Below are 22,235 nucleotides of genomic sequence, written 5' to 3'. Positions count from 1 at the left end.
CTCGGAGAGGGATGCCCGATAGGGCAGGGTGAGGTTCCGATGGCTCAAAACCTCACCCTCGCTTTTCGCTGCGCTAAAATCTTTCCCTCTCCTTACTAAGGAGAGGGATGCCCGATAGGGCAGGGTGAGGTTCCGATGGCTCAAAATCTCACCCTCGCTTTTCGCTGCGCTAAAATCTTTCCCTCTCCGGAGCTCGGAGAGGGATGCCCGATAGGGCAGGGTGAGGTTCCGAGGAAGTTTGGAGTTATGGGATGACTTGGGTGTACACTGTAGCTTACCAGGGGTAATATCAGCTAATGCCCCAAAGGGAATCGTTTGCAGCGCACCATCAGCAACAATCACCAAACGCTTTCGGTGTAATTTATCAGCAACAGGTGCGATCAGGAGTTGACTGAGTTGTTTTGCGCTCTTAATGGCTGAGTCAGTAGCTGTTGCTTGCTGCAAATCTGTATGGAATCCCTCTGCGACTTTTTCTATCTCCTTGCGTCCGGGGAGGGTATAAACTTGCATAGAGGTGGGAGTGACTGCCCACAAATAACTGCGTTCTTTTCCCAAAGAATACTGCAATAGCAAAGTGTCTTTATCAAGTTGTTGTTGGATTTGCGGTAATTTGAGAATGTCTTTTTCGGGGTTTGGGTTTGTCAGTTTTGCATATTCTGGGCTAGTCGTACGGATTTTGGCTTGCAGTTCCCGGTATTGGCTGAGGAGATTTTCGATTTCTGTGGTGAGTTTTTGAATAGATGCTTTGGTGAGATCGTTTTTATTTGGTGAATTTTCTAAATTTTGCCGCAGTGTCTCTCTGGCATCAATTTGCTGTCGTAAGCTGCGTTCCTGTTGTATGAGTTCTGGGTTTGCGCCTTTGAGAATGTTGGCATTTGCTGAGGTTAATAGTTCTATCAAACTTCTGGCGCGGGAGCGTTCGCTGATGTGTAGGGCTAATGCGTCGTATCCTTGGGATGGATCTTTTTTGTGCAGTTCCATCAGCAGGTCGATGTAGAATTTATAGTAACGCTGAACTGTGGCGAAGTAGGAAGTGCGAAGTTCTTGTCTGTCGATTTTGGTGCGTAACTCTTCGATAATTTTGATAGCTGCTTCTACGTTGGTGCGGGCTGCTTGCAAGTTACCGCGATCGCGTTCTACATAAGCAAGGTTGTAAAGGGTATTAGCTTCTCCTGCTTTGTTACCCACTTGTTTTCTCAAAGGCAGAGCAGAGTTGTAGTATTTGAGGGCACGCTGCTTATCTCCTAAAGCATCGTAGACTAAGCCAATATTGTCGAGCGTAGTAGCTTCTCCTGCTTTGTCGCCCACTTGTTTTCTCAAAGGCAGAGAAGAGTTGTAGTATTTGAGGGCACTCTGCTTGTCTCCTAAATCGAAGTAGACTGCGCCAATATTGTTGAGGATTCTTGCTTCCTGTACTTTGTAGCCCACTTGTTGACTCAAAGACAGAGCAGAGTTGTAGTATTTGAGGGCACTGTGCTCGTCTCCTAAATCGTCGTAGACACCGCCAATATTGGTGAGGTTTCTTGCTTCTCCTGCTTTGTCGCCCACTTGTTGACTCAAAGACAGAGCAGAGTTGTAGTATTTGCGGGCACTGTGCTCGTCTCCTAAATCGTCGTAGACACTACCAATATTGCTGAGAGTAGCAGCTTCTCCTACTTTGTCGCCCACTTCTCTTCTCAAAGGCAGAGCAGAGTTTAAGTATTTGAGGGCATTCTGCTTGTCTCCTAAATTGGAGTAGACATAGCCAATATTGTTGAGGGTTGTTGCTTCTCCTAGTTTGTTGCGTAGTTGTTTACTCAAAACCAAAGCAGAGTTGTAGTATTTGAGGGCACTCTGCTTGTCTCCTAGATTGGAGTAGACTAAGCCAATATTGTTAAAGGTTCTTGCTTGTCCTAGTTTGTCGCGTACTTGTTGACTCAAAATCAAAGCGGAGTTGTAGTATTTGAGGGCACTGTGCTCATCTCCCAAAGCGGAGTAGACACCACCAATATTGCTGAGAGTAGCAGCTTCTCCTGCTTTGTCGCTCACTTCTTTCATCAAAGGCAGAGCAGAGTTGAAGTATTTGAGGGCACTCTGCTTGTCTCCTAGATTGGAGTAGACTAAGCCAATATTATTGAGGGTAGTAGCTTCCCATAATTTATCCCCTGCCTTGCGCCATAATACCAGTGCTTCTTGGTATTTTTTTATTGCCTGTCGCAGAGATACTGCTGTCCCTTGTTTGTAAAGTGCCCACCCCTCCTTAAAAACTTTTTCCGCAGCAGCGCGGGTTGCATCTTGCTGTGTTGTAGTTGGCTGTTGTGCGATTTGCGACTGCTTTAATGTGCTTTTTGCTCCAACTGATTCGGATAAGAAAACGACACTCAGCAAGCAGATTAAACTGTAAAGCTTAAATTTTGGTCTTGAATATCTGAAAAAATCGCTTTTTGTCGAGTTAGCTTTCATATTCAAGTTGATATTGGTAAGTATGCACAGAAAAATGAGTTCCGTATAAGTACGGAAGGTCAATACAAATTATTAAATTGTTCTCAGAAAATACACTAAATCTATATAGAGTTTAGTTTAAAGCTTGCGTGGAAATTAAATCAACCAGGTTTCGTTTTCTGCAACAAAGTTAAGAGGATGCTTGAAGAGTATTGGGCGAATAGAATGAGACTGTTGGCGAATTAAAAGAGGGCTAGAAACTATAACTTAATTCCTGCCCATCTCTACTCATTACTAGTCATTTTTGGGTACGTATCATGGGCTTGCGCCCTTCGATTTTCGGTCAAGGAATAAAACGAGTATCTTCTCTATCCCATTCTATGCCTTGGCAAAAGTCATCTATCCAATTCGCTAAACGACTCGTGCCTGCAGGTGGTGGGTTAACTTGGTTATGAGCATCTTTTGGTGGAGTCGTCACAAGTCTACCTTTGCTTTCCATCTTTGTAGCCAGACTAACAGATGAAACAGCTTTGCTTTCCACCTCGCAAACCGCGATAGCTAGCCCCTTAGGGGGCGCTGCGCAAACGCTGCTGTGCTTAGCGCAGATCGCACCTGATGACACAAGTCTACTTTTGCTTTCCCTATCAGCAGTCGTAACCGCAAGCAATGAACTGGGTTTGTTTTGATGTCCCATACATGCAGTAAAGGAAACAGATGGGACAGATTGACTTTTGGGTTCAACTTTGGTTAAATCAGGTAGAGTCACAGGTGTAAACTGAGATTTGCTTTTCATCGGAGTGCTAGTCACACTCATCAAAGGCATAAAGTTGCTTTCCATCTGAGCGCTAGTCACTGCAACAGATTGTACGAATTGACTTTCACCTGTCACCTCACTCGCAATTGCACCAAAAATCAAAGGTTTACAATCGGTTAGCCTTTGAAAAGGAACCTCACAAGTCTCTTTAGTCTGAATTGCAACAGATGATACAGCTGTACTATTGTTTTCTTGTCCTACAGTAATGACACTGGGAGTCACAGACTGATGAGGCAACAACTGGAGAGCAGGCTCACAGTTTACCTCACTTTCAGCCACAGAATGTGGTGATTCTACCAAGTGTAAGTGCTCCTCAGGATTAAAGTTAAGACCTAAAGCGACAACAATCTGATCAGGATTGTTGTTGAGTTCCGAAATAAAAGGCAACATTTGTTCAAACTGTGGTTCCAAAACAGACAAAGTTGCCAATATAAAACCAGAGTTCGGGCGACGTTCACCATCGTAAGTTCCCCAAACTCGCATTTTTTCCAGCCACGAACGATTGTTGTAGTAGTAACTCACCCACTTAAGTTTCAAAGACTGACGTAGCTGCTGAATATTCATAATGAGATGTCTCGCTTTGGTCAAAAAGAGTGCAGTTCAGTTCTCTATAAACTGTTAATAATTAACTTTATCCCTGTGGATGAAACCGATAATAGAGCATCTTTGTCACTCTTTGACCACCGCGTAAATGCTGTTCTACCACCAGAGGTACTTCTGTTGGTAGAACGCGACTGTACCAAACCATATCAGGTAGCACCAGCACCATTGGTCCATTACCGCATTGTCCCAAACAGCTAGAACCAGTTACAGTCACTTCAGGAGTTGGTAACGCTTCAAAAGCCGTCAAGACTTTTGCTGCACCTTGCTTGCGACAAGTGCGATTTTGGCACACACGGACGCACTTAGGAAAAATAAGTGGCGTTGGTGAGGAATTAGATAAGCGAGATATACTTCCCATTTGTCATGTGTCATTTATCATTAACTTATTGTGAATTGTTACAGCAGAATATGTCCTGCGGACGCTTGCGCATACAGAACTCAGGAGTCACCAAGTTAGAAGTCAGAAGTAAAAAGGGTATTCTGTCTGGCTTTTAGACCTTACTCTTTGTACTTCACGCACAAACAATCTGCTGTAGGTCTTAGTTATTAATTGTTCTAGTAACCACTAACTCATGACTCATCTAGAGAAAGACCTTTTGATTCTAACCATTCACGGTTGAAGATGCGTGACTGGTAACGGGAACCGCTGTCACATAAGATAGTGACAATGGTATGTCCTGGTCCCATTTGTTTTGCTAAAGCAACAGCTGCAGCAACATTTATACCTGTGGAACCACCCATAAATAAGCCATCTTTGCGCAGTAACTGGTAAACAACTCGCAAGGCTTCTGTGTCATCTATCTGGAGGGCGTCATCAGCAGGTGCGCCTTCCATATTGGCGGTGATGCGACTGTTTCCAATACCTTCAGTAATAGAATTACCTTCAATTTTGATTTCGCCTGTTTTGATGTAGGTGTAAAGTCCGCTTCCCATTGGATCAGCGACAACGCATTTCACGGCTGGATTTTTTTCTTTCAAATACATTGCTACACCAGCAAAAGTTCCACCTGTCCCTGTTGAAGCTACCCAAGCATTAACTTTAGCATCTGTCTGTGCCCAAATTTCTGGTCCTGTGGTTTCGTAATGAGCACGTCGGTTTGCTAAGTTATCAAACTGATTTGCCCAAATAGCATTTTCCATCTCGGCTGCTATTCTACCAGAAAGTTTGACGTAGTTGTTAGGATCTTTATAGGGTACAGCGGGGACAGGGCGAACTTCTGCGCCTAATGCCCTCAAAGCATCCATTTTCTCTTGAGACTGTGTGTCAGGAATTATAATCAAGCATTTGTAGCCTTTGGCGTTGCATATATGTGCCAACCCAATGCCAGTATTACCAGCAGTTCCTTCTACGACTGTACCACCCCTTTTGAGCAAACCTTTTTCTTCAGCATCTTGAATAATGTAAAGTGCTGCCCTATCTTTAACGGAACCACCAGGATTGAGAAATTCTGCTTTACCAAGAATTTCACACCCAGTTTCTTCACTAAAGCTGTTTAAACGAATCAGTGGTGTGTTACCTACAGTATCTACAAAGCCGTTTTTGATATCCATGTTTAAACTTAATTGATGAAGACTATACTTTTGGCATCAGATAGTTTCAACTAGACGTAACTCCAACAGGCGTCACCCCTTATTGACCCTATACTGATTTTAGAGAGGTCTTTGTTCTAGAGATTAAGGCTTTCCCCCAACACACTCAAAAATTTTTAAATTTCACAAGAACACAGTTGTCAGAACACAGAACGGGTTGCGTCCCGCTACTCTAGCAGCAATGCTTGCTGTAGGAGATACAGACAAGATAGACATAGTACTTAAAGTTTTATAAAACTTCTAAAAATCTTTTTTCTATTTATAAAGAATTGGTAATTTTAGGTTGAAGAAAAAACAGTGGAATTACTGAGACAAAAATCTTGTTGATATCTTCGTTAATTCGCCGATGTTACAGATGTTTTACGGGAGATGATATAAAGGGTGTGATACCTCACCAGTCAACTAACCAGTCAACTAAAAATTACACTGAATTTTTCTGGCTACGTCTTCTAAATAACACATATCATGCTTCGCATACTCCTAATTGATGACAACTTTGATGATCAGCTGTCGATCACAAGGCAACTAGAGCAAGAATTTTCTCCAATAGAAGTCACCTCAATTATTCATGCTAAGACTTTTGAGGAAGCGCTAGCAGCAGGTCATTTTGATATCGTCATCACTGACTATTGTCTACGCTGGACTAATGGCTTAAAGATTCTCAAAACCATTAAAGCTAAATATCCAAAGTGCCCTGTCATTATGTACACTGATAACGGCAACGAAGAAGTTGCTGTTTTGGCTATGAAGTCTGGGCTGAATGACTATGTTTTAAAGGGAAGGCTTTGGTTACTTATAATCGCAATTAGGGAAAGTTTAGAAAAACAGACATTACTCCACGAATATGCTGTTGCTGTTGAGCGATTGCAAATTAGCGAAGAGCGTTTAGAACTGGCAATGAAAGCTGCTCATTTGGGCACTTGGGACTGGAACATGGTAACAGATAAAGTGATTTGGTCTGAAAATCACGAACAATTATTTGGTTTACCTTTAGGAAGTTTTCTAGGAAATTATGAAGCATTTCTAGCCTGTGTTCACCCAGAAGATAGAGCAACAATTACTCAAGCTATTAATCATGCTTTAAAAACAAAAACTGACTACAACAAGGAATTTCGCGTTATTTGGTCTGATGGAAGTGTCCATTGGATTTTAGGAAAAGGTAATTTTTACTATAACAAAATGGGTAAACCTGTGCGCATGATAGGAGTGGTGTTGGACATCACCGAGGGCAAGCAACGGGAAGAAGAATTAGAGCAAGCAAATCGCTTAAAAGATGAATTTCTTGCGATTGTCTCCCACGAACTTCGCACTCCTTTAAACGCAATTTTAGGTTGGGCACAGTTACTACGTAGCCGCAACTTTGATGAAGCAACTAGAAACCATAGTCTAGAAATTATAGAACGCAGTGCCTTTCAACAGAATCAGTTAATTAATGATATTCTCGATACTTCTCGCTTAATGCGAGGGCAAATGCATCTGTGTGTATCTCCTATTAATCTAGTCAGCGTAATTGAGAACGCTGTTAATACTATACAATTATCAGCCCAAGCAAAATCGATTACCTTGGAACCCATACTAGAAACCTCAGTCGCGGTGGTGATGGGAGACGAAAATCGCTTGCATCAAATTATTTGGAATTTGCTTTCTAATGCTATTAAGTTCACTCCTTCCGGGGGACGGGTACAAGTGAGGCTGTTAATTTGCGCTGAGTTAAACTCTTCTGACGAAATCACAACAGTCCAGCCAACACAACAGACAGTTTCTTCCAAAGGATTTTTCTCATCTGTTAGCGGTAGCTCTATCCTACCCTATGCTTCCGGCACGGCTGCGCCTAACGGTAACGTTTACGGCGAACAGGAAGCATTGTTCTCGGAAACTTCCGCACGCCACAGGCTTCTGACGACTCAGTACTCAGCAGTTATTCAAGTGAGTGATACTGGTGAAGGTATCAGTCCTGAGTTTCTACCTCACGTGTTTGACCACTTTCGCCAAGCTGACAGTACAACGACACGTTCTAATAATGGGCTTGGTTTGGGATTAGCGATTGTTCGACAACTCGTAGAATTGCACGGTGGCACAGTTGCGGCAGAAAGTCAAGGAAAAGGAAAAGGAGCAACTTTGACTGTTAAGCTACCACTATTAGAAATGAAGACACAGGAGCCAAAAGTCAGTCGGATACAAACTTCTCATCATTCACAACTCCATGATGTACAAATCCTGGTGGTTGATGATGATACTTCTACTTTAGAGCTATTAAAAGAAATTCTGCAAGGCGCAGGCGCAAAGGTGGTTGCTGTTACATCCGCTAGTGCAGCTTTACAGGTTTTAGAAGAACTCAAATTTGATATACTCATTAGTGACATTGGAATGCCACACACGAGTGGTTACGCTTTAATTCATCAACTTAGGCTCAAAGAGGTAGATCAAACCCAGAGAATACCAGCTATTGCACTCACAGCTTACAGCAGAGAAGAAGACAGAATCGAGGCCCTAAAGGCAGGATTTCACATTTTCTTGCCCAAACCAGTTAATACCGTAGAGTTAATCGGTGCAATATCTAGCCTTTTAGAATAACAAGAGTCAACTCATTCAAATTCCCATCACCCCATCACCCTATCTCCCTATCTCCTCGCCTTCCTTTTTCCGGGACTCCAACCATATGGGGACAGCAATCACGATCGCTAAAATCAGCAACGCCAAAAGTGCAAATTGACTCACCCAAGCTACTAATTGTTCTAAGGGAACGATTCTTCCAGCAAAAAAAGCAAGTGTCACCATAACACTAGCCCAGGCGATCGCCCCTGCCACATTGTATATCAAGAATTTGCCAAAGGGCATCTCAACAATTCCAGCAAGTGGTGCAGTGAAAATTCGCAGCAAAGCAAAAAAGCGCCCGAAAAATACTGCTTTAGAAGCGTTTTCACTAAATTGTTCTTTGATATTCAAAAGTCTCGCTTCGGAAATTCTAAAAAAGCTACCCAGGTACACTAGTAAAGACCAGCCACCATTTCTACCAACCCAGTAGCCACAGATACCTCCGATCACAGCACCTGCAATAGCGTCACTCAGAACAAGCCAGTAGTTGAGTTCCTTACTGCCTGCAAGAAACCCACCAATCAAGGTAACGGTTTCACCTGGAACAGGGATGCCTAAATTCTCTAGCAATATTCCCAAAAAAACTGCCCAATATCCATATTCGTGAGCAACTTTTTGGATGTTTTCCAGTGATACGAATTCAAGGGACATCCAGCACCGTTATCTTTACAAATTTTTACCTTTTCCTATATTGACTCTTTTTTGGGTGAGGTGTCAATTACGTATTCTGCAAAATTTTGGAATTCATAGTTAAAAATCAATGGTCGTTACATCAGTTATGCCTACGGATTGCGCAAATACCACATCCGTAGACATACTGGTAGTTCATAATTTCTTTTTATAAAAAATTTATAAATTCATCAGGAAATTGTAAATTTTTGGTAAAAGATACGGTTTATACCGAAATTCGCATATGGTTATGCCTATATTGGGTAAAGTCAAGACAAATTATACGGCATGGATACTGAAAATATCTGTCTTAACCGCCTCGCTGTCGGTTCTTGGGAACCGAATTCAGCGTCATTTTTCGTGGTTAAAAATAAATCAGTAGCTGTGTCTATTTTCTGTTTTTGTGTAAAGTGTTTCAACTACCCAGTTAAATTCATGACTATCACACCAGAATATCAAGTCGTTTTGTTTCAACCCGAAGGACGCATAGATTCAGAGGGTGGTATGGCTTTGAGCGAAAAGATGGCTGCCGTAGTTCCTCAACGTAATCAACTCTGGGTTATTGACTTAGCCAAAGTTGATTTCATGGATAGCTCTGGGTTAGTTTCCCTAATCAAAGACTTAAAATCGGCGCGTCAAAGCGGTTGTCGCTTGGTTCTTTGCAATGTTCAATCCTCCGTCAGGTTAGTTTTGGAATTGACCCAACTAGATTCTGTGTTCGAGATATTTCACACTTATGAAGACATTTTCACCGTTGTTTGAAATATTCACACTTACGAAGACATTTTCACTTTTGTTCAAGAAAAAAGTTCAGCGACAGTAGCCTGAAATCCTATTAGGCTACAGGAATGATAGTTAAGTCGAGTATTGGCTTTGCTGTGAGGCAGTACCAATGGCAAGTCAATAAGTCTGGCTTCTGTACGCCAATGCTAGCTAATGCAGGTGCAGTAGGAAATGGCCAAAGACGGTCAAAACAAATTTCACTTTTTTCTAATCCAAACTGCACCAAATACGTCGCTGGTGGTACTGATAGAAATTGCAGGAGATTATGTGCCATTTTATATAGTTTTTGACGCAAAGCATCTGATAAATGGAGGGGTTGAGAATAAGTTAAGTCGCACAGCAATAAATTGTCTGGTAACTTTTTCTTATTGAACTCCTCTGCTAAAGTAATAACTTCACCATAAAGAGGTCCTTTAGCCGTCAGTACCACTGGCAACCAATAGTAACCATCCCCGACAGCCACTTGTATATGCTGTCGTACTTGTTGGCGTAACCCAAGAACATCTCGACAAGCTTGAATAATTCCTTCAAACGGCAGTCCCAAGTTCTCAGGCAAACACAGGGTTAAAGGGCAATAAATAATCTCCTGCAATTGAGAAGAAGTTTGTGGCTCCCAGGATTTCAATCCTAAGCCTTCGTCAACAAATGTAAAATCATTCACCGCAACAACCTGCACAGAGGTTGGTTGTGTAGTATCTTCAGCGATCGCCATCTCTATTGCTGATACCATATTTCTTACGATGGGAGAGTCTGTCATTTCTCTCCCATCGGAATCGACTATTATTAAGACTTTACGCATTTTGCGTGGAAATATTATTTTCAGAGGATGCTACGCGCCCAAAATTTGGCAAATCTACTCCACTGTGAGAAGCAGTACGAGTTTTTAGAGCAAGACGGTAACTGACACTTTGAAGTTCTGCCTGTAGTTGGCGATTCTCCCGCTGTAGCGTTGCTACTTTTTCCCTGACTGGAGTCATGCGCTCTTCAAATTTACGACGATAAATTTGAGGTAACTCTTGTACAACCTGCTCAAGCATCCGACTGCGATCGCTGAGTTCTTGTACAGACTGCCGTAATTGATAAATCTCAGCGTCACGCGCACAGATTTGCTCTTGATAAAAAGTCACCTGCTGCTCTACAGCTTGTAGCTGTTCTCGTAATTCTTGTAACTGAGTTAGATAACGCTCAGATACTTCCGGCTGGGACATAAAGTTAGTGTTGCCCTTAACCAGCCGGAAGAGTTCTTGAGACAGTTGCTGAACAAGTTGATCACGAAGCTGCAACTCTTGACGTAGTTTCGAGGCTTCTGCTGAGAGAGCTTGAATAGTAGAAGTATCATTTTGGCTCACAGTGGCTTACCGCTCCCATTGCGAATCTTTTTTCATATACGACTACAGCAGTTATGTATTTGTCAATTGACATATTTCTATAGTCTAAAATCAGCGAGATGATTTGACGAACCCGCCTCATTTCATTTGTGTATACGGTGCCTTTATGTGCTCCTTATTATACCTTATGTTGAAGATGATGTTTGAAAAATTTAGATGCATCTGATACACATAAACGCGGCTCATTTTCGCTTCACCCTATGCCTGCGGCACGGCTACGCCAAACGGGTTCACCAGAAAATTCAGGGCAACAGAGCCGCGTGAATCATTAATTAACCAATACCACTAGCAGCTGGAGTTGCTTCCTCATCAACTTGTAGCTCTTTAACCTCTTGCTTCATCGTCAGGTAGCGAATCACTTCCTCACTCAAACGCATCGAGCGCTCCAAAATCGCAATGATATTGCCAGCCCCAGTGTAATTCATCTGTATGTAGATGCCATCTCTTTGCCTATGAATTTCATAAGCAAGACGACGTTTACCTCGATTTTGAATTTGGATATTGTCTGCTCCGTTTTCCTTGAGCAAGTTTTCATATTTAGCGATCGCTTGCTCCACCTGTTCATCGGTCAAATCGGGACGGAGGATGTACATTGTTTCGTAAACTATTTGCATAATTTTGCTCTCCTTATGGACAATATGGCTGCTGATGTTAACTTGCATGGGATCGCTATTAACGATACCAATACTTATCAACGTCTCAAGCAACAAGGAACCTTTTGACGTTCTTCGTTATATGGTAAATCCGACTCAAGTTTAGTTAATGCTCATAAAAGCTATTCAACTGAGCTTGTTCGAGGTTTACTTCCTGTTTCATTCTGGCGGTGTCGGCACTCACTCTTTTTGGATGAGTCAGTCGCTCATAGGGAGCTTATCCGTTCCGGGGCTACCCTTGTTTGAAGGAACTACGTCACATCCTTTAAGGAAGCCGTGCCGCTAGGGTGGAGTGGCTACCCAAGACCATACTGCCTCACCTGTCCATAGTCTAGCTTCGTCTTACTGACGACTCTACGTATCGAACAGAAGTTAGAAAAAACTTCTTAGGAGGCGCTACTAACGACTCTGTGTCTATGGTACGATTATCCTCGCCTGTGGCACGTTTATCAAACGCCAGTCTACGCGCTTAGGTTTTATCCTCGCTCCGGCAACGGTAAAACCGTTACTGTATAGAAAATATTAGCATATTTTCAGCAAAGCATAATTAAAATTGACAAGTCTAGATGAGAAATGTGTAAGAATTATGTTAGAGTTTTCAGGCTTTACAATCACAATTGTATAACCAGTACAAAAGTGTACTAACTTAGTATCTTTTGGTAAAAGATATAGGTTTTTGTCGTTTACCATCAAGTTTTATAATCTTACCAGCTTTTCATTTTTATGCTTCACCAAGTCGCTCATTGAAATATTGCACAGTGACGGTTTAATTGCACAAAAGGATACTGGTCAAGGTTATGGCACAACGGTATGTGCGAGTTCAAAATCCAGAAGGGCAAGTATACTATGGCTTGCTACAACTTTCTCTTAAGGTGGATGTGCTAGATGCTCCACCTTGGCTACAAGGGCAACCCACTGATTTGATTTTGGAACCAGAAAGTTATCAAATCTTGGCTCCCTGCGCTCCTTCCAAAATTGTAGCGGTAGGCAAGAACTATGCAGAGCATGCGGCAGAAATGGGAACAGAAGTTCCTCGTGAGCCTTTGCTCTTTATGAAGCCACCTACGTCTATCATTGCTTCACTGGAAGAAATTCAGTATCCGCCGCAGTCACAGCGAGTGGATTATGAAGGAGAATTAGCCCTAGTGATTGGCGATCGCACTACGAGTTGTACACCAGAGGAGGCTCAAACAAAGATTTGGGGTTACACTATTGCTAATGATGTCACAGCGCGGGATCTACAAAAACGGGATAGTCAATGGACGCGAGCTAAAGGTTTTGATACGTTCTGTCCTTTGGGACCGTGGATTGTCCGAGAAATCAGCCCCGGAGCCAAATTGCAGACTTTTTTGAATCAGGAAGCAAATCCTGTACAATCTGCCTGTATTGACCAGATGGTATTTTCCCCAGATTTTCTTGTCTCCTATATCTCTGGGGTGATGACGCTACTACCGGGAGATGTTGTACTGACGGGTACACCATTGGGGGTAGGACCTTTACATCCAGGCGATCGCGTTCGTGTGGAAATTGAAGGTATTGGTCGTTTAGAAAATACCGTCACAGTTAGGCAAAGCGTACAAAATCAGACACCAGAAACTCAGAACTAGTATCGAATGGCACGCTCGATCAAGGAAAACATTTCACTTAAGACAAAATCGGGACTGTTTCAGGTTAGGAGGGCTGAAAACAGTTGATCAGAGCTTTTACTTATCCTGAGAGAGTACACCGTTTAAAACCAAGTTGATAGCTGCTTGGGTATACTGCTCAATCATTTCAGAACTTAACAATTCGACATCAGGGGTCAGATATTTTAAGTTTTCGTAGGCATTAGCATAAAAAACGCACACGCCAGCGATACTCAGTGTGGTCATGTATGGGTCTAACTTACAGAAAACCCCTTCTTGCATCCCCTTTTCTAAAATTTGAGTTATATATCCAATTGGTTGTTGCCAACTTGTTAACTGGAAATACTTTCCTTGATTTTGATTCGCTTCTTGAAATAACAACATTCCTTGGTAGCGGTGAGAAATTTCGTAAGCGATTATAGTTTGCAAAAATATTCTTAGCGCTTCTGGTGCTGGTAACTGTTCCAAATTTAGCTGCTCTAGTATTTGTTGAAATTGGGTTGCTGGTCGTTGCAACACCGCTTGGTATAGTCCTTCTTTACTTTGGAAGTAGTAGTAAATCATCCTGGGCGCTACTTTTGCGCTGTTTGCGATCGCCTCAGTACGCGCCCCAAACAGTCCATGCTTGGCAAACTCTATCTCCGCAGCATCAAGAATCTGCTGCTTTGTCGCCTCTGCATCACGTATCGCTCGTTTGGTTTTAGATGAAGATTTGGTATTTGCTGTTCCACCCACGACAGTAAAAAATTAATTTTATTTGCAACAGACAAGCCTCTATAGATAGATTTTACAAGCATCTAAGCTTTTTTACTAGATAATGAACTAAAAATTTCATTCACTCTTGACAGACAAGCTATGAGTGTTTCATGCTGATATTTATGAAATAAATTTTTAATTAATTGAAGCTAGGCTATGCAACGACTTAAATCGGCTCTGGAAATGCCGGGTGATTTCGGCGTGCCAATTTTGAGTGACCTTCAGTTTGCTGCAAGTGAAGGGTACTGTTTGCTGCAAAAGTGGCAAAAGTATGGTTCTGCCTTTAAGATGCGACTTTTGGGTCAAAAGTGTGCCGTTTTGATTGGTGCCCAGGCAAACAGACTCGTGCTTATTGAGCAAGCAGACCGCTTGTCTTCATATTTGGGTTGGCGATATTTTGTAGAGCCTGCCTTCGGGCGAACCTTAATGATTCAAGATGGACAAGAACACTCAAACACGCGCCGGCTAATGATGCCTGCGTTTCACAGTACGGCAATAGCTAGTTACTTTGAAACAATGCAGGAAATTGTGCAAGCCAGCCTCAAAACCTTGGCGACTCAGGGTGAGGTTCCTCTATTAAATGCGTTGCGAAGGATGACTTTGCTGGTTGGGGTGCGACTGTTATTAGGCGTACCTAAAAATCAGGAAATTGACGAAATCGAGCAATGGTATGAAGCACAGCTTAAAGCTTCGTTAACGCTGTTTCGGCTAAATCTGCCATTCACCACATTTGGAAAGGGACAAATTGCACGCCAAAAGTTGAAACGACAACTCCAGGGAATCATTGCCCAAAGACGACAAGCGTTAAGACTGCTTGCTTCACAGGATGCCTTGGGGTTATTTTTAGCAGCCGTTGATACAGAAGGGAAGACATTACCTGATGAGCAAATTATGGATGAAGTGGTGCATTTGGTAAATGCTTCGCACTTTACAACAGCGGGTGTATTATCTTGGGCAATGTTCGAGTTGGCGGCGCGTCCCCAGTGGTGCCAACGTCTGCGCTGCGAACTTGAACAAGTTGTTGGCAGTGGTGATTTAAATGTTGAGCAACTGCGACAATTGCCGCAAATGACTAATTTTTTGAAAGAGATTGAGCGACTCTACCCACCAACTTCTTTAATTGTGCGGGGTGTGGTTAAGGAGATTGAATTTGCAGGATATCAAATTCCCCCAGGTTGGACGATTATTATTTCGCAATTTGTGACGCATCGACTGTCTTCTACATATACGAATCCAGAAGAATTTGATCCAGATCGCTTTGCCCCACCACGCGAAGAAGATAAAAAAGTACCGTTCTCGTTGCTTGGTTTTGGTGGTGGTGCCCACGTTTGCATCGGTCGAGAATTTGCATTGATGGAAATCAAGATTTTTCTGGCTTCATTGCTACGTAAATATCATTGGGTGATCACGCCAGAGTATTCTGCTGTTGCGCCCGTGCTAGTTCCTCCTAAAGCCCAGAATAAACTACGGGTACACTTAACAACTGCTTAAACAAGGAAAGACCCCGCTCTTAAGGGCGGGGATTAATCCTTTTAAAGAAATTTGCACGAATCTTCCAAAATCATCAATTTTTTTTAGCGATATGGCTCGTTTTCTAATTGGTACGATTGCTGCTACTGGACACCTAAAAGCTAGCGGGAGCATGGTAGCCCCGCAATCAAGATCGGGGTGGAAATGCGACACGACGAATTTATTCGTCGTCATAATTTCTTGCCCAAGTTTCAATCAATTCACTAACACTAGTGCTTTTTTGTACAGCTATTTCTTGTAATTTCTTCCACGCAGTCGGAGTTAGCATCAGCCTGTGAGCGCTTTTTAATTCATCGTACAAAGCTGGGACATCCCTAAGCCTTTTTTTACCTTTGCCTGTTGACATTCCTAGAACACCGCCCATATACTAAAACAAAGATTAGCAAATGAGTAGGGGGTGATGTCAAGTGGCTCGGAGTGCGTCTCCATCTTTTATAACAGAAATACCGTTAGTTGTAGATAGCAAACAGGAAACAGAGTTGTTATCTCGTTTTCAAGCAGGAAGACAGCTATATAATGCGTGTTTAAATGAAGCAATGAAGCGACTAAAACTAGTCCGTAACTCTGAGTCATATCAAGCAGCTAAACAAATTCCTAAGACAAAAAAGAAAGAACGCAGTGATGCATTCAAGAAAGCAAGAGAGCAATACAGATATTCTGAGTATGACCTGCATTCTTTTGCAACTTCGACAAGCAATGACTCAAAGTGGATAGCTCAAAAAGTTGATTCCAATACTCAACACAAACTTGCAACTCGTGCTTTTAAAGCGAGTGAACGAGTTATGCTTGGACGCGCTAAAGACGTACGTTACAAAGTACCGAGTCGCTTCCATTCGCTGGAAGGTAAAACCAACAAGCAAGGTTTGAGATGGAAAGATAATTATTTGGTTTGGGGCAACCTTAAACTAAAGTCAATTATTGACCCAGCCAACCCAGTTATCAAGCATGGGCTTGAATCCCCGATTAAGTATGTTCGCTTGTTGTGGCGCATTTTAAATGGTAAGCGTCGTTGGTATGCTCAGCTAGTGAACGAAGGTATACCTTACCAGAAACCTCAAAACTATGTTTCTGATGGACTGATTGGCTTAGATCTCAATATATCTAACATTGCTTTTGTTGGTGACAAGTACGCTGACTTGTTGCCGTTTGCTGAAAATGTTCCGACCTTTCAGCACAAGATACAAGCACTGCAAAGAAAGATGCAGCGCTCCCAGCGTGCCAATAACCCAGACAACTTTGAACCAAACTTTGATGCGAGGAAAGGGCGCAAGACCGTTGTTAAGAAAGGAAAGGTCAAGAAAGGTAAGGCTCAATGGAAGAAATCTAGTAATTATCTCAAAGCATCTGCAAAGAAGCGTGAACTGGAACGCCGCAAAGCTGCTTATGCCAAGACTCAGAATCGTTGTATTGTTAACGAAATTCTCAGACATGGCAAGCACATAAAAACCGAGAATATATCGGTGAAAGGATGGCAGAAACGATACGGGAAAGCCATCTGTGCTAAATCTCCAGGTTTTGTACAATCAGAACTGAAACGCAAGGCTGAGAGTGCTGGCGGTTCGTTCATTAATTTCTCTACTCAAAAAACAGCGCTATCTCAAACCCATTTGGACGGTAGCCGCATCAAGAAATCACTGTCCCAACGGGTTCACCGAGATGTAACGGGTATCCCAGAGCATCACCGAGATTTGTTTAGCGCGTTTTTGAGTAGGTTCGTTAATCAGGATGTGTTGTTATTGCAGGATGCTTTAAAAGAGTATCCGGGGGCGGAGTCGCTCTTGTTAGAGGCATGGCAACGTTCAATAAACCGCAAGCAAGTAAGCGCGTCCCAAAGCAGGAAGTCTGATTCTCCCTTTGAGCGGTTCTCCAATAAAGGCAGAACGTCTAGCCAGATAGCTATAACGAGCAAAAAGCTAGTCTCAACTCTGCCTGAATCCGCGTCTATGCGCGAGCGCGGAGTGGCTCAACATCTTTTGAGTATCATCGCACCGACCTTCCGCCTCAAGTCCATTTCATCGGAACCTTTTTACCTAGTGCTTCATCAGACTTTACGCCTCCACCTTGGTGGGATGATCTCAAATCTGGAAAACCTATTATTCATGTCACACAGGGTACAGTTGCAACCAAGGCAGGAGATTTAATTATCCCAACAATTCAGGCTCTTGCAAATGAGGATGTATTGCTGGTTGTGACAACAGGAGGACAATCAGTAGAAAATTTACAACTCACTTCTATTCCTAATAATGTCAGAGTGGAAAAATTTCTTCCTCACGCGCATCTTTTGCCTTATGTTGATGTCATGGTGACAAACGGTGGATTCAATGGTGTACAAATTGCCTTAGCAAATGGTGTGCCAATGGTGACTGCTGGTCAGACAGAAGAGAAACCAGAAATTTGTGCCAGAGTGCAATGGGCTGGTGTGGGAATTGACCTGAAAACAAGTACACCTACACCTAAACAGATTCGAGAGGCTGTGATGAAAATTGTGAGTTCATCTCATTATCGGCAAAGGGCAGAAAACTTTAAAACTGAGATGAGTCGTTATGATGCCCCAACTCTTGCCACAAAGCTATTAGAGCAATTGGTATTAACTAAAAAGCCTGTTTTTAAAACAAGTTAGTTATGAGTTCCTTATTACAGCAGCAATTCCTGAGTCAGGAGTCAGGAGCGGAGCAAGGAAAGCTCCGCCTCCGGTCAGAAGTAAAAAGAGCTTTCTATCTGCCTTTTAGACTTCAGTAGTGTACTTCATTTACTTGAAATGTGCTGTAATTCATCTTTTTTTAAATACTTCCATCAGAGCACTACCATTTTTTTGAACACAACCTCATGCCACAACTAAACCATCTCTAACATGAATGGTGCGTTTTGTTTGAGCAGCAACATCGGGTTCGTGAGTCACCAGAACTATAGTAATGCCTTGGTTGTTCAAGTCAGTTAGTAAGTCCATGACTTCTTGAGACGTTTTGGTGTCTAAAGCTCCGGTGGGTTCGTCTGCGAGTACAAGAGCAGGACGGTTGACAAGGGCGCGGGCGATCGCCACTCGCTGTTGTTGTCCCCCTGAAAGTTGGCTAGGACGGTTATACAAGCGCTCTGCCAGTCCTACCCTAGTCAAAGCTTGAATTGCCCGTTGGCGTCGTTTCGACTTTGGCACTTTAGCATAAACCATCGGCAGCATGACATTATCAAGCGCGGTGGAACGTGCTAACAAATTGAACTGTTGAAACACAAAGCCAATGCGTTGATTACGAATGTAAGCGAGTTCATCATTCGCTAATGTGGTTAAATTGCGCCCTTCTAGGACATAGTGTCCTGTGGTTGCGCGATCAAGGCAACCGATAATGTTCATCAATGTGGACTTTCCTGAACCAGACATCCCCATAATGGCGACGTATTCCCCTTCTTCAATCGATAAGTCAATTCCCTTGAGAATCGGGAGTTCCATATCGTTTAAACGATAACTTTTCGTAATTGATTCCATCCAAATCATAGTTGCAGCCATTTTAGTCACTCCGTAACGCAGTAATTGGGTCAAGTTTGGCAGCATTGCGAGCGGGCATAACGCCAGCGAACAACCCAACCAAGATAGATAAACCAAAACCAATGATGATTGACAAAGGAGAGACAACAAAGGGAAATTGGAAGATCATTGCTGCGCAGGCGGCGATCGCAATCCCAAGTCCAATTCCAACTCCACCTCCAGCTGTTGCGATCGCGAGTGCTTCTGTTAAAAATTGGTTTAAAATTGCAGCATTGGTTGCACCAACAGCTTTGCGGATTCCAATCTCTCGTGTTCGCTCAACAACTGAAACAAGCATGATATTGGCGATACCAATTCCTCCAACGACAAGAGAAATGCCGGCGATCGCCACCACCATGACTGTAAATAAACCTACAACATTACTCAGCGTATTGATAATATCCACCTGGTTACTCAACCTGAAATCATCTACTTGCGGTGGATAAATGTCGTGACGTACCCGCAGAAGGTTCGTAATCTGAAACTGTGCTCCTTCTAACTGGTCTTGACTGTTCACTTTTACATAAATTCCTCTGATCGCAATCCCTGCTAAGGCATTGTTTCCTACAAGTCGATCAGACATATTCGTTAAGGGGATATAAATTTGTTCATCTATATTGAATGGACCTTGAGCACCCTTTGATTCCATGACGCCTATGACTTCATAACTTTTTCCTTGAATACGGATATTTGCTCCTACTGCATTACTTTGCATTCCTAGAAGTTCATCTCGTACTGTTGGACCTAAGATAGCCACAGGTTTAGCAGAATCAATTTCCTCTTGGGTAAAAAATCTTCCTTCCTGAACGCGAGTATTTCTTACCTCTGGATAGTTGACATCTGTTCCAATAATAGTTGTTGAAGTATTTTGTTTTTCATAAGTGACTTGAGCTGTCTGTTGCAAATAAGCGGAAACAGCTTTAGCAGAGAGAACCTGTTTCTGAATCGCTAAAGCGTCATCCCAGGTTAACGTTGTCGCAGAGCCACTTCCTTGTCTAACGTTCCCGCTTCTGGCTGCACCAGCAAAGACTTGTATAATATCAGACCCCAATCCCTGTAACTGCTGCTCGGTTGATTTTTGCACACCTTGTCCAATTGAGGTAATGGCAATCACAGCCGTAATCCCAATAATGATGCCCAACATGGTTAGTCCGGAGCGGAGTTTATTACTCCACAGCGCTTCTGTTGCCATCGAAAAAATTTCAACAATTGATACTGAACTAACATCAATTGAAGTAGAGGACCTCATAAGCAATTCAAAATCCAAAATTCAAAATTAAGTAAACGATTGATGGCGAGTCGTCTAATCTCTTTTTCTTTCTTGTCTTGGCGCTCTTGGCGTCTTGGCGGTTGGTTTGAAAATTAACACTTACTTTTTTAACCGTAGTAAGCGGGGCGGAAGACTGGCTCTTGGCGTCTTGGCGGTTCGTTTGAAAATTAACTCTCACAACTCAAACAGGATTGCCATAGTTCAAAAAAGTTAGCGCAAACCTCCACGGCGACCACCTCCACCAGGACTTAACCCAGGTATAAGAGAGCGATTATTACCAGAACGATTGCCAGATTGAGAATTCCGTGGAGCACTAACTACAACCTTCTCATCACCTTTTAAACCAGAACGCACTTCTGTTTTGTTATCAACTGTGACTCCTGTGACGATAGGAGTAAATTTGGGTCTGCCATTCTCGCGCTGCACAAGGACACCTGTTCCATTTTGCTGACGTACGATCGCAACCGTAGGTATGACCATTGCATTGTCCAATTTACCAACATCGAACTTCACATCGACGTTCATTCCAGGGACGAGGAGATTTGTTGGAGAGTTTGAGATGATATCCACTTTTACTTTAAAGCTAGTCACATTTGACTCCACAACTGCCTGAGCTGCTATTTGAGCCACTTTTCCTTGAAAGGTTTTGTCTGAATAGGCATCGGCTTTAATCGTAACAGTCTGTCCTACACGGATATCAGCAATTTCCTTTTCGGCTACGTTTGCCACAACCTGATAAGTGGATGCAAGAGATAATACTGAAGAGGAAGTTGCTGAAGAAACATCGCTTCCCGATGTTGTTGGGGTGACGAAATCTCCTGGATCGGCGTACTTACTGGTGACAATTCCACTGAAAGGTGCGCGAATCACCGTATCTTCTATTTGAGTTTGAATCGTTTTGAGAGAGCCTTGTGCTTCGGTGACTTGTGCGATCGCTTGCTCAATATCTTCTTGACGACTTCCTGCTTTAGACAGAGCTAAAGCTTGTTTTGCTTCTTCAACTTGAGCACGGGCTTGGGCTATTTCCTGTGGTAAGTAGCCGTTGTTTTGCTTGGTAAGTTCTTGTTGTGCTGCAGCTAAAGTTGCTTTGGCTGTTTCTAGATTATCTTTGGCGTTGCGTTGTTCGCTCAAAGCTTCTTCATAAGTGTCGCGGGATATAGCACCTTCTTGGGTGGGAGCTTCTAAGCGTTTGGCTCGCGCTTGTGCTAGTTCGAGTCGAGACTGGGCTTGTGTTATGAGTGCTTCGTTTTTCTTGACTTCGGCTTGAGCTTTGGCAATGTCTTCTGGACGGTTACCTGATTCTAACTTTTCTAAATTCGCCTGTGCATCCCGTAAGCGTGCTTGGGCTTGAGCAATTTCTTCAGGACGATTTCCTGCTGTGACTTTCTTTAAGTTTGCTTGTGCAGAAGTGAGTTGACCTTTTGCTTGCAGCAGTTGCCCTTGCAAGTTAGAGTCATCCATGTAAGCTAAAATTTGCCCACTTTTCACGGAGTCTCCTTCATCCACTAGTAAACTCTTCAGACGTCCTGAGCTTTTGGGGCTGACATTAGTTGATTGCTTAGGTTGGATAGTACCATTGGCTGAGATAGTAATGGGTAAGGTAACCCTTTCAACAGAAGCTGTTTGTATTTGCCGTCTGGCTTCTTGGCGTGGAACAACAATCACCTGACGATAAACCGCATATCCTCCTCCTGTCAATGTACCTAAAATAAGCAGCCCAACCAGCCATTTGCTAAGCCCCTGTTTGAGGGAGCCTTTTTTAGGCGGCATGAAAGTAACAGGTTGGGTAGAATCGAATGTCATACGCTCTTCTATACCTTGAAGATAGAGATATATTACATACCTTTGATTACATCAGTAGCAAATGACAGTCTGCCTTACATTTTCATTACAGTTTTGTCATTTATGCAGCAATACGCTTATCAGTTATCAGTTATCAGTTATCAGTGAGCCAGCACGGCGCAGAAGGGTTTCCAACGCGGCTATGCTCCACTTGGGGAGCCAGCCGCGTGGGTTGGGCA

Annotated in this window: 19 protein-coding genes; 6 read left to right on the top strand and 13 right to left on the bottom strand. The window is 42.9% G+C overall.

The window, feature by feature from the left end; all coding sequences use genetic code 11:
- From DP117_RS24965 to DP117_RS24950, 4 genes are all read right to left on the bottom strand, one after another.
- Positions 1-2,442 (bottom strand): tetratricopeptide repeat protein (locus tag DP117_RS24965; protein WP_169220930.1); only part of this gene is annotated, 2,442 nt, incomplete at its 3' end.
- A gap of 322 nt (positions 2,443-2,764) precedes the next feature.
- Positions 2,765-3,799, bottom strand: coding sequence for a DUF5331 domain-containing protein (locus DP117_RS24960; protein ID WP_169220929.1), 1,035 nt, complete (start codon positions 3,797-3,799; stop codon positions 2,765-2,767).
- Between the two features lie 67 nt (positions 3,800-3,866).
- Positions 3,867-4,196 (bottom strand): (2Fe-2S) ferredoxin domain-containing protein, encoded by a 330-nt coding sequence (locus tag DP117_RS24955; protein ID WP_169220928.1) that lies wholly within the window; start codon positions 4,194-4,196, stop codon positions 3,867-3,869.
- Between the two features lie 212 nt (positions 4,197-4,408).
- The gene (locus DP117_RS24950) at positions 4,409-5,389 is read right to left on the bottom strand and encodes a cysteine synthase A (RefSeq protein ID WP_169220927.1); all 981 of its coding nucleotides are present in this window, start codon (positions 5,387-5,389) and stop codon (positions 4,409-4,411) included.
- Positions 5,390-5,893: 504 nt separating this feature from the next.
- Here DP117_RS24950 and DP117_RS24945 point away from each other — a divergent pair.
- A complete protein-coding gene (locus DP117_RS24945) occupies positions 5,894-8,002 on the top strand; it encodes a response regulator (RefSeq protein WP_169220926.1) in 2,109 nt (702 codons plus the stop codon).
- Positions 8,003-8,041: 39 nt separating this feature from the next.
- Here the strand turns inward: DP117_RS24945 and DP117_RS24940 are convergent, their stop codons facing one another.
- The gene (locus DP117_RS24940; protein ID WP_169220925.1) at positions 8,042-8,674 is read right to left on the bottom strand and encodes a DedA family protein; all 633 of its coding nucleotides are present in this window, start codon (positions 8,672-8,674) and stop codon (positions 8,042-8,044) included.
- Between the two features lie 453 nt (positions 8,675-9,127).
- Here DP117_RS24940 and DP117_RS24935 point away from each other — a divergent pair, with 453 nt between their 5' ends.
- A complete protein-coding gene (locus tag DP117_RS24935) occupies positions 9,128-9,454 on the top strand; it encodes an STAS domain-containing protein (RefSeq protein ID WP_169220924.1) in 327 nt (108 codons plus the stop codon).
- Between the two features lie 73 nt (positions 9,455-9,527).
- Here DP117_RS24935 and DP117_RS24930 read toward each other — a convergent pair whose 3' ends face one another.
- From DP117_RS24930 to rpsF, 3 genes are all read right to left on the bottom strand, one after another.
- Positions 9,528-10,232, bottom strand: coding sequence for a hypothetical protein (locus DP117_RS24930; protein ID WP_211176326.1), 705 nt, complete (start codon positions 10,230-10,232; stop codon positions 9,528-9,530).
- A 34-nt stretch (positions 10,233-10,266) separates the two neighbouring features.
- Positions 10,267-10,824, bottom strand: a complete 558-nt coding sequence (locus DP117_RS24925; protein ID WP_169220922.1) for an Npun_F5560 family protein — start codon at positions 10,822-10,824, stop codon at positions 10,267-10,269.
- 311 nt (positions 10,825-11,135) lie between these two features.
- Positions 11,136-11,477: a 30S ribosomal protein S6 gene (gene rpsF / locus DP117_RS24920; RefSeq protein WP_169220921.1), complete on the bottom strand. Its 342-nt coding sequence runs from the start codon at positions 11,475-11,477 to the stop codon at positions 11,136-11,138.
- 836 nt (positions 11,478-12,313) lie between these two features.
- Between rpsF and DP117_RS24915 the strand changes: the two genes are divergently transcribed.
- Complete coding sequence (locus DP117_RS24915; protein ID WP_169220920.1) at positions 12,314-13,123, top strand: fumarylacetoacetate hydrolase family protein; 810 nt, start codon at positions 12,314-12,316, stop codon at positions 13,121-13,123.
- 96 nt (positions 13,124-13,219) lie between these two features.
- Here DP117_RS24915 and DP117_RS24910 read toward each other — a convergent pair whose 3' ends face one another.
- Positions 13,220-13,876, bottom strand: coding sequence for a TetR/AcrR family transcriptional regulator (locus DP117_RS24910; protein ID WP_169220919.1), 657 nt, complete (start codon positions 13,874-13,876; stop codon positions 13,220-13,222).
- Between the two features lie 177 nt (positions 13,877-14,053).
- On the opposite strand from DP117_RS24910, the gene DP117_RS24905 reads away from it, so the two are divergent.
- Positions 14,054-15,388 (top strand): cytochrome P450, encoded by a 1,335-nt coding sequence (locus DP117_RS24905; RefSeq protein ID WP_169220918.1) that lies wholly within the window; start codon positions 14,054-14,056, stop codon positions 15,386-15,388.
- Positions 15,389-15,587: 199 nt separating this feature from the next.
- On the opposite strand, the gene DP117_RS24900 is transcribed toward DP117_RS24905, so the two are convergent.
- Positions 15,588-15,773, bottom strand: coding sequence for a hypothetical protein (locus DP117_RS24900; protein WP_169220917.1), 186 nt, complete (start codon positions 15,771-15,773; stop codon positions 15,588-15,590).
- 61 nt (positions 15,774-15,834) lie between these two features.
- Here DP117_RS24900 and DP117_RS24895 point away from each other — a divergent pair, with 61 nt between their 5' ends.
- Positions 15,835-17,568, top strand: a complete 1,734-nt coding sequence (locus DP117_RS24895; RefSeq protein ID WP_248277818.1) for a transposase — start codon at positions 15,835-15,837, stop codon at positions 17,566-17,568.
- Positions 17,520-18,047, top strand: coding sequence for a nucleotide disphospho-sugar-binding domain-containing protein (locus tag DP117_RS24890; protein WP_339380979.1), 528 nt, complete (start codon positions 17,520-17,522; stop codon positions 18,045-18,047). Before DP117_RS24895 ends, DP117_RS24890 begins: the two co-directional genes overlap by 49 nt.
- 204 nt (positions 18,048-18,251) lie before the next feature.
- On the opposite strand, the gene DP117_RS24885 is transcribed toward DP117_RS24890, so the two are convergent.
- The 3 genes from DP117_RS24885 to DP117_RS24875 all read right to left on the bottom strand — a co-directional run bounded on the left by DP117_RS24885 (position 18,252) and on the right by DP117_RS24875 (position 22,017).
- A complete protein-coding gene (locus DP117_RS24885; RefSeq protein WP_169220934.1) occupies positions 18,252-18,914 on the bottom strand; it encodes an ABC transporter ATP-binding protein in 663 nt (220 codons plus the stop codon).
- 13 nt (positions 18,915-18,927) lie between these two features.
- Positions 18,928-20,136, bottom strand: a complete 1,209-nt coding sequence (locus DP117_RS24880; RefSeq protein ID WP_169220915.1) for an ABC transporter permease — start codon at positions 20,134-20,136, stop codon at positions 18,928-18,930.
- Between the two features lie 288 nt (positions 20,137-20,424).
- Positions 20,425-22,017, bottom strand: a complete 1,593-nt coding sequence (locus tag DP117_RS24875; protein ID WP_169220914.1) for an efflux RND transporter periplasmic adaptor subunit — start codon at positions 22,015-22,017, stop codon at positions 20,425-20,427.
- Between the last annotated feature and the right edge of the window lie 218 nt (positions 22,018-22,235).

It is taken from the genome of Brasilonema sp. UFV-L1, assembly GCF_012912105.1.
In the GTDB taxonomy this organism is placed as follows: Bacteria; Cyanobacteriota; Cyanobacteriia; order Cyanobacteriales; family Nostocaceae; genus Brasilonema.
Note: the sequence above shows the minus strand (reverse complement) of the source record. Positions and strands in the feature narration are given on the sequence as shown.